Origin of the sequence: Sphingomonas sp. HT-1 (assembly GCF_048568905.1) — a bacterium.
Lineage (GTDB): Bacteria > Pseudomonadota > Alphaproteobacteria > Sphingomonadales > Sphingomonadaceae > Sphingomonas.
This window is the reverse complement of record NZ_CP183770.1, coordinates 684,682-698,477: the sequence shown is the minus strand read 5'-3', so window position 1 is coordinate 698,477 and position 13,796 is coordinate 684,682. Positions and strand designations below refer to the sequence as shown.

The 13,796-nt window shown below is 65.5% G+C and carries 11 protein-coding genes; 6 read left to right on the top strand and 5 right to left on the bottom strand.

The window, feature by feature from the left end; genetic code table 11:
* Positions 1–29: 29 nt before the first annotated feature.
* The 3 genes from ACNFJ7_RS03315 to ACNFJ7_RS03305 all read right to left on the bottom strand — a co-directional run bounded on the left by ACNFJ7_RS03315 (position 30) and on the right by ACNFJ7_RS03305 (position 3,666).
* Positions 30–1,433, bottom strand: coding sequence for an NAD(P)H-dependent flavin oxidoreductase (locus tag ACNFJ7_RS03315; protein WP_019367990.1), 1,404 nt, complete (start codon positions 1,431–1,433; stop codon positions 30–32).
* Between the two features lie 78 nt (positions 1,434–1,511).
* A complete protein-coding gene (locus ACNFJ7_RS03310) occupies positions 1,512–2,645 on the bottom strand; it encodes a glycosyltransferase family 4 protein (protein ID WP_019367991.1) in 1,134 nt (377 codons plus the stop codon).
* Between the two features lie 154 nt (positions 2,646–2,799).
* A complete protein-coding gene (locus ACNFJ7_RS03305) occupies positions 2,800–3,666 on the bottom strand; it encodes an alpha/beta fold hydrolase (RefSeq protein WP_026008849.1) in 867 nt (288 codons plus the stop codon).
* 18 nt (positions 3,667–3,684) lie between these two features.
* Between ACNFJ7_RS03305 and ACNFJ7_RS03300 the strand changes: the two genes are divergently transcribed.
* The 6 genes from ACNFJ7_RS03300 (at position 3,685) to ACNFJ7_RS03275 (ending at position 10,539) form a co-directional block, all read left to right on the top strand.
* On the top strand, positions 3,685–5,037 hold the full coding sequence (locus ACNFJ7_RS03300) for a protein adenylyltransferase SelO family protein (RefSeq protein WP_026008850.1): 1,353 nt from the start codon (positions 3,685–3,687) through the stop codon (positions 5,035–5,037).
* 62 nt (positions 5,038–5,099) lie between these two features.
* Positions 5,100–6,512, top strand: coding sequence for a succinylglutamate-semialdehyde dehydrogenase (gene astD, locus ACNFJ7_RS03295; RefSeq protein ID WP_019367994.1), 1,413 nt, complete (start codon positions 5,100–5,102; stop codon positions 6,510–6,512).
* Positions 6,513–6,589: 77 nt separating this feature from the next.
* Complete coding sequence (locus ACNFJ7_RS03290) at positions 6,590–7,531, top strand: PilZ domain-containing protein (protein ID WP_236704448.1); 942 nt, start codon at positions 6,590–6,592, stop codon at positions 7,529–7,531.
* A gap of 41 nt (positions 7,532–7,572) precedes the next feature.
* A complete protein-coding gene (locus ACNFJ7_RS03285) occupies positions 7,573–8,754 on the top strand; it encodes a molybdopterin molybdotransferase MoeA (protein ID WP_019367996.1) in 1,182 nt (393 codons plus the stop codon).
* Positions 8,755–8,811: 57 nt separating this feature from the next.
* Entirely contained in the window at positions 8,812–9,480 is a 669-nt protein-coding gene (gene lexA / locus ACNFJ7_RS03280; protein WP_019367997.1) for a transcriptional repressor LexA, read from the top strand.
* Between the two features lie 213 nt (positions 9,481–9,693).
* Positions 9,694–10,539: a hypothetical protein gene (locus ACNFJ7_RS03275; RefSeq protein WP_156804350.1), complete on the top strand. Its 846-nt coding sequence runs from the start codon at positions 9,694–9,696 to the stop codon at positions 10,537–10,539.
* A 208-nt stretch (positions 10,540–10,747) separates the two neighbouring features.
* Here the strand turns inward: ACNFJ7_RS03275 and bla are convergent, their stop codons facing one another.
* Positions 10,748–11,611 (bottom strand): subclass B3 metallo-beta-lactamase, encoded by an 864-nt coding sequence (bla, locus tag ACNFJ7_RS03270; protein WP_019367999.1) that lies wholly within the window; start codon positions 11,609–11,611, stop codon positions 10,748–10,750.
* Positions 11,608–13,719 carry a ComEC/Rec2 family competence protein gene (locus ACNFJ7_RS03265; RefSeq protein ID WP_019368000.1) on the bottom strand — a complete coding sequence of 704 codons (2,112 nt, stop codon included), beginning with the start codon at positions 13,717–13,719 and terminating at the stop codon, positions 11,608–11,610. Before ACNFJ7_RS03265 ends, bla begins: the two co-directional genes overlap by 4 nt.
* Positions 13,720–13,796: the final 77 nt, after the last annotated feature.

Genomic DNA, 13,796 nt, shown 5'->3' with positions numbered 1-13,796 from the left:
CCAAGGAGAAGGGGCTTGAAAGTGCGGATTCAATCCCCGGTCAAGATCCGGTCCACCAGTTGCTTCACCGTCGGCACGAACCCGTTTGAATAGAAGGGATCGCGCTTGAAGTTGTACGCGGCATGGCCGGCAAACATCAGGTTCTGATCGGTATCGCCGCCATGGGCGATGTCCTGCAGGGTCTTCTGGATGCAGAAGCTGCGCGGATCGGCCAGTCGGCCGGTCGAGTTGGTCTCGCTATCCGCCCAGGACGAGAACTGGCACTGGCTTAGGCAGCCCATGCAGTCGGCCTGGTCCTTGCGGATGATCTGCTGGTCCTCGCTGGTCACGAATACTAGCGTGTTGTCCGGCGTCTTGAGCGCACTGGTGAAGCCCAGGGCATACCATTCGCGTGCACGCAGAAGGTCGTTTCGCGTAACCCAGAAATTCTTGCCCTTCACGCCCACGTCGAGCTGGAAGGTATGGTCGCCTGCCGCTTCGGTCGAATACGGGATCTGGCGCTCCGAACGCGCTTCGAGGTGGCGCAGGAACGGATTGCGCACCGCACTCGAGTAGAAGCCTGTGGGCGAGAAGCGGTGCAGCAGCACATCGCCTTCCTCGATCTCCATCAGCTTGGCCTTCCACCCCTCAGGGATCGGGCTTTCCTTGGTGAGCAGCGGACGGGTGCCGAACTGGAAGGCAATGGCCCCCAACTCTGGATTGTCGATCCAGTCGTTCCAATCGCGCAGATACCACACGCCCCCAGCCATCACGATCGGCACGCTGTCCGGCAGGCCGCCCTCGCGCATTACCTCACGCAGTGCTTTGACGCGCGGATAGGGGTCCTGCGGCGCGCGCGGGTCCTCGGCGTTGGACAGGCCGTTATGGCCGCCGGCGAGCCACGGGTCCTCGTAAACCACCGCCGCCAGCCATTCCTGCGCCTTCGAATAGGCCCGCTTCCACAGCGCGCGGAAGGCGCGGCCGGAGCTGACGATCGGCAGGTAGCTCACCTCATGGTGCGCCGCGATCTCGCTGAGCTTGTAGGGCATGCCCGCGCCGCAGGTGACGCCCGCCACCATGCCCTTGGTCCGCTCCAGCACGCCCTGGAGGACGCGCTGCGCGCCGCCCATTTCCCAGAGGACGTTGATGTTGATGGCCCCCTTGCCGCCGGCAATGTCGAACGCGCGCTTCACCTGCTGCACGGCGCCTTCGATGGCGTATTGGATCAGTTCTTCATGGCGCTCGCGGCGCGTGAGGGCACGGTAGATCTGCGGGATGATCTTGCCATCCGCGTCGTAGCTGTCGGCGTTGACCGCACTTACCGTGCCGATGCCGCCGGCTGCCGCCCAGGCCCCTGCACTCGCATGGTTGGTCGCGGCGACGCCCTTCCCACCTTCTACCAGCGGCCAGACCTCGCGACCGTTGTAGTTGATGGGCGAAAGACCCTTGAACACATTGCCTCCACAAAAATTGCCGCACGACGCTAGCCGGAACGGCCGCAACAAGCGAGTAACAAATAGCGCGGACCTATCTCAGCCCAGCACGCCCGGCCGGCCCATCGCCTGCCCATAGAGCCGGGCATGGGCCTCGACCATCGCTTCCGCATCGAACAACGCCGCAACGCGCAATCGGTTCGCCTCGCCGACCCGCCTGCGCTCTTCCGGGTGCTGCGCAAGGGGATCCAGGCGGTCGCGCAGCGTCACTTCGCCGCGATCCGGTAGCAAATATCGCTGGTTTGGCTCGGATACCATCGCAGGGATATCCCCTAGCCTGGGTGCCACCACCGTCAGTCCTGCGGCCATCGCCTGCAACACCGATACCGGCGCCTCTGCGGCCTTGGCCGAGAGCGCGAACAGGTCGAACAACCCCAGATAGCGGTGCGGATCGGGCAGCACGCCTGGCAAGAATACCTGGTCCTCCACCGCCATCGCCTCGGCCTGGTCAAGGATCGCCTGGCGCTCCGGCCCCTCACCCATGATCACCAGCCGGAAGCGCGATGTCATGCCGCCCACAGCACGGACGAGCAGCGGCAGATCCTCGACCGGCTGGAGCCCAGAGATACACGCGATGAATATCTCCCCCTTGCGCCGCTTACTCAGCATCGGCAGCAGCGACGGCTCTGGTGCCTGCGCATAGCGCGCTACCGGCACGCCGCGCGGAATCCGCACAATCCGCTCGGCCGGCTGCTTCCAGAACTGCAACGCCACCTGCTCGATCCGCGCCGAAGGCACGATCAGCGCATTCGCCGCCGGCAGTGCGAGGCGTCGATACATGTTGCGCATCGTGCTCTGCTTGCCGGTGTCTCCACCGTCGAGCTCATCCTCGTGATGCACGATCGGCGGCAGTCCCTTGCCGAACACCCGCGCGGCCATCACCCCGTCGATCGCGCCCCAGCCATGGGTCAGCACCAGATCGAAGCGCCGCATGAACCGCGCGATCGCCTCATAGCGCTTGACCGAAGGCTTGCCGACGAGCGGCGGCGGGTCGAGCGCGATCTCGTATTTCACATGCTTGTCGATCGCATTCCGTGCGGAGAGCTGATCGGGCAGCGCCGAGACGACGGTGTGCCGGGCACGATCGCCAAAGGCGTTCATCAGCTGCACCGATCGCGGTTCGCCGCCGTCCATCGCGAAGCTGGAATGAAGATGAAGGATATGGATCGACATGGGGGCCGGGGTTTAGCGGGCGTTTGCGGCGCCGTCATCCGTTAGGATGGGGCGCCAAGATCGTATTCGGCTCCGTCGCGCCGTTCCTTCGCAGCTAGGAATGCAGAACGCCAGCCACGCATGTGCGATAAGCCTCCCTGGCCTGCGGCGTATCTTATGCCACCTTCGCCAGCAGCCGCTCGATACCCGCCACCGCCTCCGGCTCGTCGAGCGTCGGCGCATGGCCCACCTGCTCCACCGTCACCAGTTCGGTGCCCGGCGCTCGCGCGACCATCTTGTCGGCGGTTTCGGCGCGCAGGATGTCCGATCGCGCGCCCCGCACCACCAGCAGCGGACGGCCGGCAAGCGCGTCGATCGTCGGCCACATATCCGGCCCCGCCTCGTTGCCCGGCACACGGAACGGCTCGGCGATCTTCATGTCGTAATCAAGCACGATGCGGCCTTGGCTACTCACCCGGTGCAGCCGCTTGGCCATTCCCAGCCACTCCTCGATCCCGTAGTCGGGATACACATCGGCGTTGGCCTCCGCCATAGCCCGGGCCGCGTGCATCCAGGTGGGATACCATGCGGCTTTCCCGACATAGCTCCGAATGCGCGCAAGCCCCTGCGGGTTCAGCTCCGGCCCCACGTCGTTCAGGACCGCGCCCGCCAGCTTGCCCCGATCGGTAGCCGCCAGAAGCATTGTCACGATGCCGCCGAGCGACGTGCCGATTGCGACGAACTTCTCGATCTTCAGCTCGGCCAGCAGCGCCTCGACATCCTGCAGGTAGATAAGCGGCGCATAGCTCATCGGATCCTTGGCATAGGCGCTTTCGCCGCGCCCGCGAAACTCGACGCACAGCACCCGCCAATCGCCGGAAAGCCGCGCGGCTAAATCGGCGAAGTCGCGCGCATTGCGGGTAAGCCCCGGGAAACACAGGACGGGCGGGCGATCTTTCCGGCCCGGATAGTCGCGATAATGCAGCCGCAGGCCGTCTTTCGACCACCAATATCCGTCGGAATAGTTGCGCCGGTCACCCATCGTCCCCCATATCGCCGCATGGCCTTCGCTCCGCAACAGGCGATCCTCAGCCTTGGGGATGGCTTCTTCGATCCGGTTCGCCCGGCGCGCTTCCCGCAGACGATCCTCCGCTTCCGCAACGATCGCGCCGCGGCGTCGGTCGGTCTCGATGGTTTGAGCGATGCCGAATGGATCGCCCATTTCGGCCGATTCGAACCGCTGCCGGGCAGCCTGCCGCAGCCGCTGGCGCTCCGGTATCACGGTCATCAGTTCCGCGTGTACAATCCCGAGATCGGCGACGGTCGCGGCTTTCTGTTCGCGCAGATGACCGACGATCGCGGCCGGCTGATGGACTTCGGCACTAAGGGGTCGGGGCAGACACCGTATAGCCGCTTTGGCGATGGCAGGCTGACGCTGAAGGGCGGCGTACGCGAGATCCTCGCGACCGAAATGCTGGAGGCGCTGGGGGTGGAAACCTCGCGCAGTTTCTCGTTGATCGAAACCGGGGAGGCGCTCCACCGTGGCGACGAGCCCTCGCCCACCCGCTCCTCGGTGCTGGTCCGCCTCAGCCACGGCCACATCCGCATCGGCGCGTTCCAGCGGCTTGCGGCGTTCCAGGATCTGGAGGGGCTGCGCACGCTCACCGCCTATGTGCTGCAGCGATATTTCGGCGAAGGCGACGGGCCGGATGCCCCGGCCCGGCTGCTGGCAGGAGTGGTGGCGCGCACTGCCCGCATGGCGGGCCGGTTCATGGGGGCGGGGTTCGTTCATGGCGTCCTCAACAGCGACAATATCAACGTCACCGGCGAGAGCTTCGATTATGGCCCCTGGCGCTTTACGCCGAGCTGGGCTCCGCATTTCGTCGCGGCCTATTTCGATCAGACTGGCCTCTATGCCTTCGGGCGGCAGGCGGAGGCGATCTATTGGGATGCGATGCAGCTCGCCATTTCGCTGCGGCTGATTGCGGAGGAAGCGCCGCTGATCGACGCGCTGGAGGGCTTTGCCGATGCGTTTCATCGCGAGCAGGCCCAGGCGATCCTCTGGCGGATGGGGCTGGCGCCGCGCGACGAGGCCAATGATCGCGCGCTCGCAGGCGCCGTAGAACGCGCGCTTCAGCAGAGCGGGGCACCGCTCGACAGCTTCTATTTCGACGTGTTCGGCGGGCAGCTGCCGGATCGATATGGACCCGAATTCGATCCCGTGCGGGGCCTGCTCGCCACGTATCGGGCGCGGAAGGATCGGTCAGCCAATCCTTATTGGCGGGGCGCGCCGCAATCGATGCTGATCGACGAGGTCGAGTCGATCTGGTCCGCGATTGCCGATCGCGACGATTGGGGGCCGCTGCATGCCAAGGTCGCGGCCATCCGCGCGATGGGTCAGGCACTGGCCTGACGAACCGGATTCAGGCAGAAGCCTGGCCATCTCTTGCGCCCCACAACGATATCAGAAGAGCCATGCCCGAGCAGGAACTAGTTTCGATCGAACCCGCCACCGGTGCGCTGCTGTGGCGCCGTCCCGTCGGCGATGCGGACACGGAAGTCGCGGCTGCGCGAGCGGGCTGGCCGCTCTGGGCGGCGCGGCCGCTGGGGGAGCGGGTGGCGGCGCTGCGCCGCTTCGCCGCGGTGGTCCGCGAGCGATCGGAAGCCTTTGCCGATCTAATCGCCCGCGAGACCGGGAAGCCGCTGTGGGAAGCCCGCACCGAAGTCGATACGGTGATCGGCAAGGTCGAAATCTCGATCGCCAGCCATGCGGAGCGCACCGGCCAGCGGCAGCTCGACGCCCCCGCCCACAGCCGGCTGGCGCTGCGCCACAAGCCGCATGGCGTGCTCGCGGTGCTCGGGCCGTATAATTTTCCCGCGCACCTGCCGAACGGCCACATTGTGCCCGCGCTGCTCGCCGGCAATGCTGTGGTGTTCAAACCCTCGGAAAAGACGCCAGCCTCCGGGGCGTTCCTGGTCGACTGCTATCTCGCGGCGGGGGTCCCCGAAGCCTGCGTCCGGCTGGTCGTCGGCGGCGCCGATGTGGGCAAGGCGCTAGCGGGGCATCCCGGCATCGACGGCCTGCTGTTCACCGGCTCCGCGGGGACTGGCTTGGCGCTGAACCGCCAGTTCGCCGATCACCCGGAAAAGATCCTCGCGCTAGAGATGGGAGGCAACAACCCCATCCTCCTTTGGGACTCGAAAGATCTCACTGCGGCGGCAGCGCTGGTGGTGCAGTCCGCCTTCACCTCGGCTGGCCAGCGCTGTACCGCTGCTCGCCGCCTGATCGTCGACGAGACGCAATTCGATCCGTTGATGGCCGAACTGGATGCGCTGATCGGCCGGATCATCGTCGGCGCGCCGCATGATGTGCCCCAGCCTTTCATGGGACCGGTGATCGACAATCACGCGGCCGACATGTTGGTCGAAAGTGTCGGGAAGCTGGTGGCGCTCGGCGGACGGCTGCTGCGCCCGTTGAGGCGCCCCGTCGCGGATCGGCCGTTCCTCACCCCCTGTGTGATCGACATGACGGACGCGCGCGAGACGGTGGACGCCGAACTTTTCGGCCCCGTGCTGCAAGTATTTCGAGAGGCAAGCTTCGATGCCGCGATCGAGGCGGCGAATAACACGCGCTATGGCCTATCCGCCAGCCTGATCAGCGACGATGCGGGTTTGTACGAACAATTCTGGGCACGAATCCGTGCAGGGATCGTAAACTGGAACAAGCCTACCAACGGCGCCTCCTCGGCGGCGCCGTTCGGCGGCATCGGCTGGTCCGGCAATCACCGACCGAGTGCTTTCTACGCCGCCGATTATTGCGCCTATCCCGTGGTGTCGTCGGAAGCCCCGCAAGTGCAGGCGGCGATCAGCGTAGGCCTCCGCGCTTAGGGTTTTTCCAACCCGGCTGTTTAACCCTGTTTTAGCCCTCCCCCGCCATGGTGCGCGCCGACGGACGGGGAGATATGATGGATTTGGCGCAGACGTCCGCGACGGTTTTCAGCCTGATCGCCGATCTACCAGCCCCGCGGGGCGGCGGCGCGGCAGCCGGCGCTCGCCTTGATTCAGTGCAACTCGAGCATGCCGGACAGGCATTTGCCTGCGGCTTGCATTGGATCGGACCGTGCGGCGCACGATTGCGCAGCGACACGCCGGTGCCCGCACAGCAACCGCTCAGCCTGCTACTCGACGGCATGGAACCGATATCCGGCCGCAGCCTGTGGTGCGATGGCGACGAAAACGGCATTGCCTTCGAGGCCCCTCTGGACGTCCTCGGGCTGGTCGCGCGTAACCTTGCCCGCGCTACGGTCGGCGATCGACGACTGCCCCGTATCGAGCTGCGACAAACCGTTGGCGTCCACTGCAATGGCATGATCGAACAACTCGCCATGCACAATATTTCGCAAGGCGGTATCGGCGTGGAAGCCGCTCGGCTGGAAGTCGAGGAGAAGGTGGGACTAACCTTTGACGGGCTGCGCCCACTGGATGGCACAGTGCGCTGGGTGCGCGGCGGCGCCGCCGGCATCGCCTTTGTCGAAGAACTTGGCTGGCAGACGCTGTTCCCCTGGTTGCGCGGGCTTCAACATGCGCCACAATCGGCCCGGCCGCGACCGCTTCTCGGCGGGCTGCTGCGCGACGGGCTCGCGCTGCGGCTCGACGCGCCGGGCCGGGTGCGAGAAGGCGTGCGTTGGTGGAACTGCCGGGTGCACGCCGTCACCGCGCGGCAGGTGGAGTTCGAAGCCGCGCACGGCTTCAGCCCCGGCGCCTCGCTGTGGATCGCTCTGCCCGATATCGGCGGCGGACCGGCACGCGTGGTGCGAACCAGCCACGGTCGCACCCTTGCAGACTTCCGCATGCCGCTCCGCGACCAGGACCTGCGCACCCTCGCCGCGACCATCCCCAGCGACTGAGGCCCCTTGCATCCTGCCTCCCGTGCCGCCAAGCGGTAGGCATGGCGCTGCTCCCCATTGCCGAAGCGCAGGCGCGACTGCTCGCGCTTGCCGATCGAACGCCCGTCGAAATGGTGCCGCTCGCGCAGGCGGCGGGACGGTGGGTGGCGGCACCAATCGTCGCGCGACGAACCCAACCGGACAGCGATTTGTCGGCGATGGACGGCTATGCCATTCGCTTCGAGGATCTTCCCGGCCCCTGGCAGGTCATAGGCGAGAGCGCAGCGGGCTCCGCCTTTCCGGGAAACGTTACCCCAGCCACTGCGGTGCGTATCTTCACCGGAGCCGCCCTGCCCGATGGCGCGGACACGGTTCTGGTCCAGGAAGAAGCCGCCCGCGCGGGGGATACGCTGCGCCTCGACGGCGAAGGCCCCGCGCATAAGGGCCGCAACGTGCGCCGCCGCGGCCTGGATTTCGCGGAAGCGGACATTCTGATTGCCCCGGGTGAGCGGCTGACTCCGGCGCGGCTGGCGCTCGCTGCCGTCGCAGGCCATGCGACGCTGCCCGTTTACCGCCCGGTTCGCGTGGCGATCGCGGCAACCGGGGACGAATTGGTGCCGCCGGGCGCACCAGTCGGTCCCGCGCAGCTTCCCGAATCCAACCGGGCGATGCTGGCGGCGCAGATCGCCGATCTGCCCGTGGAGCTGATCGATCTGGGCATCCTGCCGGATCGTCTCGACGCATTGCAGGCGGCGTTCGGTGCCGTCGAGGCGGATCTGCTCGTCACCAGCGGCGGCGCCTCGGTCGGCGATCATGATCTGGTGCGCCCCGCGCTTGAAGCCGCAGGCGCCACCATCGACTTCTGGCGGATCGCGCTTCGGCCCGGCAAGCCGATGATGGCAGGACGGCGCAGTTCCATGACGGTGCTGGGCCTGCCTGGCAATCCCGTGTCGGTATTCGTCACCACCATGCTCTTCGTACGGCCCGTGATCGCAGCATGGGCGGGGGCGACCGATCCGTTGCCGCGCACGCAGCGCGCCGAACTTGGGGAGCAACTCCCTGCCAATGGCCCCCGCACCGATTATCTCCGCGCGGCGCTGGTCGACGGTCGAGTGTTCGCTTCCACGGTGCAGGACAGCTCGATGCTGCGGACCCTCGCCCGAAGCACCTGCCTGATCGTTCGCGAACCCTTTGCACCGATGGCAAAAGCCGGTGACACAGTAGAAATCCTCGAGATCGCTTGACAGCCCGCCGGAACATTGCATAAACGTTCGCAGTCTGTTCTAGACCCGGAGGATTGGATGCTCACGCGCAAGCAGCACGAGCTGATCTGCTTCATTGCCGACCGCCTTGCCGAAACCGGCGTGTCGCCCTCGTTCGAGGAGATGAAGGAGGCGCTTGATCTAAAGTCGAAGTCGGGCGTGCACCGCCTGATCAGCGCGTTGGAAGAGCGCGAGTTCATCCGGCGCCTGCCCAACCGTGCCCGCGCGCTCGAGGTGCTGCGTATGCCGGAACGGGGCGAACGCAAGCCGATCACCAAGACGGCGAAGCCGACGGCCGCCCCCGCCGTGCCACCCGCCGCTGCGAACGACGTGATCGAAATCCCGCTGCATGGCCGAATCGCCGCCGGTACCCCGATCGAAGCGCTGGAAGGCTCGACGATGCTGCCCGTGCCTGCTGCGTTGCTTGGCACCGGCGAACATTATGCGCTCGAAGTAGCCGGCGACTCGATGGTCGAAGCGGGGATCCTAGACGGTGATTATGCGCTGATCCGTCGCACCGAGACCGCGAAGGATGGCGAGATCATCGTCGCCCTGATCGACGATGCCGAGGCGACCCTCAAATATTTTCGCAAGGAAGGCACGATGGTCCGGCTCGATCCCGCTAATCGGGACTATTCGCCGCAGCGCTATCGCCCCGATCAGGTGCGCGTGCAGGGGCGGCTCTCGGGATTGCTGCGACGCTACTAACGCGTTTATGTTAATAGCGAGCGGCGCCCCTTCGAGGCGCCCGCCTAGTTCTTCGATACATGCTGCCCGGCAAGCTGAGGGCAGCCTGTTGGTTTGCTCGTTTCCTTCGAACAACAACAGGCTATGATGAGCGCCGTCCGCTGACAGCGAATGGAGCGTGGAACTATGCGTGCGCCCTTGTTGGTCGTGTTATCAGGACTACTCCTGTCCAGCGTGGCCGAAGCGCAGCAAAGCCATCCTTTGGTGACGGCTGCTCCTGGCGCCCAGAGGGACCCTGTACCTCCCAACGATTCGATCATTGTTAAGGGCGCTCCTCTGCCAACAGAAAGCGAAGTTCGGTCACTCGCCCGCGCGATAACACCTAAAGTATCGTTTCTGGATCCCTTAGATCGATTTCAGGATTCTGTCTGCTTCGGAAGTGTCGGACTCGATCGACCTGTTCTTGAAGAGATCGGCGACCGTCTTGCGCAGAGCGCCGAACGGGCGGGACTGAAACTGGCCGGCCCCGGTTGCAAGCCGAACATCGTCATCCTCTTCGTCGATCGCGTTGATGCAGAGATTGCCCGATTGATACGCCGTAGGTGGTGGGTCTTCGGAAATCGCTCGCCTTCCCAGATCGATATGATCGTGAAAGAGCGAGGCCCAGTTCGCGCCTGGAGCAATATCGAAGTCAAAAACGCCGATGGAGAGTCCATCGATGCAGGCGGCATCTTGAGACGGACCACAGCTTCCAACATCATGTCCGCGACCCGGCGAGACGTGATCGCATCTATCGTGTTGGTCCAAAGATCCGCTTTGTTCGGCAAAACCGTGCGTCAAATAGGCGATTACCTTGCGATGCGGACGCTGGCTGGCGTGCGTCCGGAGCGTGCGACGGGCAAGGACACCATCCTAGCGCTGTTCAATGAGGGCGTCACCAGTTCGCCCAGCGAGATGACCGCATTCGATCGCGGTTACCTAAAGGGTCTGTACTCGGCGCAAGCCAATCAAGTCGCATCCAGTATGCGAGCCACAATTGTACAGACCATCTTCAAGGAACAACATCGGGCAGCCAAATAGGGCGTTGCAAACGGATCACTATAAGAAACCAGTCACGTATCTTAAGCAGCCCTGACCGGACCTTATCGCCAAACCCGTCGTTCCGGCAAACGCCGGGGCCCGATCGCATTTTCGGCGTCAGCATGAATGGAGACGAGTCTCCAATGCATTCGGCTTCCGCGGGCAGAGTTCCATGGTGTACCGCAGGTCGTATTACGGGACCTGGATACTACCTATTTGTCTTCCGCTGCATCTCCGCGTCGAACGCGGCCTGTGCGGCGTCGACGCGGCGACGCAGTTCGCCCGGGTCGACAAAGGCTTCGGTGTCGCCAGCAACCTGCTTCGCACGCTTGAGCGCGAGGTCGAATTGCTGGGCATGAAAGCTGAGGAACACGTCCGCCTGGGTGGCGCGCAGCTTGGCAAAAGTGGCGCGGAAGTCAGCAGGTGCCGCGTCATAGCCATGCCCCGGCGTTAGGGGCTGGTCGGCCACGCTCAGGCTGCACGCGAACAGCACGGTCAGGCTGTCGCCACCGGAAGGGATCTGCGTGCTGAAGCTGGTACAACCCTTGGTGTGCCCCGGCGTCAGGTGCGTCACCAGCGTGTTTGTGCCGAGGCGGATCTCCTCGCCATCTTTGAGCACGCCATCCACCTTCACGCCCGGTGCCGATATGCTGATGTCCGGTCGATAATCCGACCTGCCTGACTCCAGAGCAGGCACTTCGGCCGCGCTGGCAAGCAGGCGTGCGCCGGTGCGCCGCTTCAGTTCCGCAAGACCGCCCGCGTGATCCCAATGCGCATGGTTCACCAGCAGAATCTTCACGTCGGCCAGCTTGAAGCCGAGCTTCTCGATATTGGCGGCAATCAGCGGAGCGCTTTCCGCCATGCCGCCGTCGATCAGAATATGCCCCTGTGGGCTGGTAAGCAGATAGGCGGAGATTCCGGCAGTGCCGACATAGTGGACGTTGCCCAGGATTCGGAACGGCGCCATTGGCTGGTTCCATTCGGCACGGACCTTTACCCAGTCGGTTTGCTGCGCAGGCGCCGAAGGTGCGACGGTAAGTGCGGCTGCTGCCACCAGTATCCGGATCATCATGGATGCGTCTCTACCGCCTTGAACGGTGGTTGCACAGTCCGTGGATGAAGCCAGGGATGACGTGCGCCGGTTTCGACGCTGCGGATCGACCGCCCGGCAAAGGCGATGGCCACTCCGCCGCTTTCGTTCAGCGCCGTACGGTCGAGCAACAGCCAGCGCGGACGGCAAGCACGCGGCAGGCGGCGTTCGCTGACCACCAGATCGCTTGCCGCACATGTCGCAACTAATTCGCCCCAAGCGATCGCATATCCACTGCGGGTTGCCGCGATGCGCCAACGCCGCGCATCTGCCGCGATATCCGCCACGCACAGATCCGCGCTGCACCGCGCCTCGGGGCGCTGGGCGAGAAGCGTCAACGCGCCTTCTTCCACACCCCCCATCTCGCTTAACGCGGTCCGGGTGAATGCCTTCGCGCCGTCGCGCAGCAACGCAAAACTGCCATCGGGCATTCTTATGGCGAGATGGCGTCCGTCGCCGGTGACCAGCAGATCGGGGACCGGGCTAAGCGTGGCCCAGGCAAGCCCCGCCACCAATGGCACCGTGCCTGCCACTCGCATTGGCGTCCGCCAAAGAGCGATCCACAGTCCGCCAAACACGATCAGTCCGAACGCGGCGCCCGGCATCACCGGCAGCGCCGCGACCGATCCCGGCGCGTTCGCCACCACATGGGCAAGCACGAGCAGCAGTGCGAGCGCCCGGCCCACCAACCACCATGCCGGCCAGCCGAGCCCCACGCAGTCCAGAAGCAACGCAAGCGCTTCCAAAGGCATCACGACAAAGGTCGTCAACGGAATGGCGACGAGGTTGGCAAACGCGCCGTACAGCCCTGCCTTGTGGAAGTGGAACAGCCCGATCGGCATGAGCGCCAGTTCCACCACAAAGCCGGTGAGCAGCAGCGCGACCAGGCTGCGGCCCGTTCGCCGCAGACGCCCCTCCTCACGACGCTCGCACCAGCGCCGCACTCTCACATTTTCGTGCAGCGCGACAATCGCGGCGACCGCAGCGAAGCTGAGCTGAAAGCTGGCGCCCGCCAGCGCCTCGGGCCAGAGCGCCAACACCACCATGGCTCCGGCCGCGACCAGCCGCAGCGTTACGGCCTCACGGCCAAGACTTAACGCCGCAAGCACGAGCAGTGCGGCGACGCACGATCGGATCGTGGGCACCTGTGCGCCGGTCAGCCAGGTATAGCCGATCGCCGCCAAAGCGGCAGCACCCGCTGCCACCAGCGGCAACCGAACGCGCAGGGCCAGGGAGGGGCTGAGGGCAAGCACGCGGAGCACGATCAGCATCGTCGCGCCCGTCACAGCCGTCACGTGCAGCCCGCTGACCGACAGAAGATGCGCCAGCCCCGCGCGCCGCATCGCCTCCCCGTCGACTTCGTCGATTGCGCCTTCGTCTCCTGTTACTAGCGCCGTGGCGATACCGCCCGCACTCCCGGACAAGCGCGACTGGATGTGCGCGGACAGCCGGGCACGAAGGCCGGGTCCACGGGATGCTTCGCTGGACAGCATCTTCACCGAGCCCAACGCTTTTCCCGTCGCGCCAATCTGGTTGAACCATGCGACACGGCGAAAGTCATATGTACCGGGCACGGAAGGCGGCGGTGGCGGCACCAGCCGCGCCCGCAGCGCTACCCGTGCGCCGGGCGCGAGCCCTTCCGGCACGCCGGCCATATCGACATTCACCCGCAGGCGCGGCGGCAGGTCTGCCCGGCCGATCGGTTCAAGCACAAGCCGCGTCACGCCTCGCGCGGCAAAGGCGTCCGCCTGCCGAACGGTGGCGTCGAACGATACCGCCACCGGTCGCGCGAGCACCGGAGCGGAAACCGCTTCGGCGCGCAACCACACCATCCCGCAACCAAGCGCCGATGCCAGCCCGGCGACGAGCAACACGCGCCCCGCCCGGCCCGCCGCGATCATACCCGCTGCGGCGATCGCAAGCGCCGTGCACATAAACCCGATCCACTGCGCGGGGCTCTGCATTGCGAACCAGGCGGCGATCCCCGCCCCGAACGCCACCGGCAGCCACAGAATGATCTGGCCGCGTTCGGCCTCCAGCCACGCCTCCACGCCGCGCTGCCCTTTCGGGAAGCGGTTCGCCACTCCCATTTGAAGGGCGCGGAACCCCGTGCTAGGGGCCTCGGCGGCTGAACTGGCCATCAATGCAACAGTCTGGGAGCAGCCGC

Bases quoted from the DNA above. Each gene is read 5' to 3' on its own strand.
- bla (WP_019367999.1), bottom strand. From the start codon at position 11,611: ATGATGATCCGGATACTGGTGGCAGCAGCCGCACTTACCGTCGCACCT.
- ACNFJ7_RS03300 (WP_026008850.1), top strand. From the start codon at position 3,685: ATGGCCTTCGCTCCGCAACAGGCGATCCTCAGCCTTGGGGATGGCTTC.
- ACNFJ7_RS03285 (WP_019367996.1), top strand. From the start codon at position 7,573: ATGGCGCTGCTCCCCATTGCCGAAGCGCAGGCGCGACTGCTCGCGCTT.
- ACNFJ7_RS03310 (WP_019367991.1), bottom strand. From the start codon at position 2,645: ATGTCGATCCATATCCTTCATCTTCATTCCAGCTTCGCGATGGACGGC.
- ACNFJ7_RS03265 (WP_019368000.1), bottom strand. From the start codon at position 13,719: ATGGGAGTGGCGAACCGCTTCCCGAAAGGGCAGCGCGGCGTGGAGGCG.
- astD (WP_019367994.1), top strand. From the start codon at position 5,100: ATGCCCGAGCAGGAACTAGTTTCGATCGAACCCGCCACCGGTGCGCTG.
- ACNFJ7_RS03305 (WP_026008849.1), bottom strand. From the start codon at position 3,666: ATGGGTGACCGGCGCAACTATTCCGACGGATATTGGTGGTCGAAAGAC.
- ACNFJ7_RS03290 (WP_236704448.1), top strand. From the start codon at position 6,590: ATGGATTTGGCGCAGACGTCCGCGACGGTTTTCAGCCTGATCGCCGAT.
- lexA (WP_019367997.1), top strand. From the start codon at position 8,812: ATGCTCACGCGCAAGCAGCACGAGCTGATCTGCTTCATTGCCGACCGC.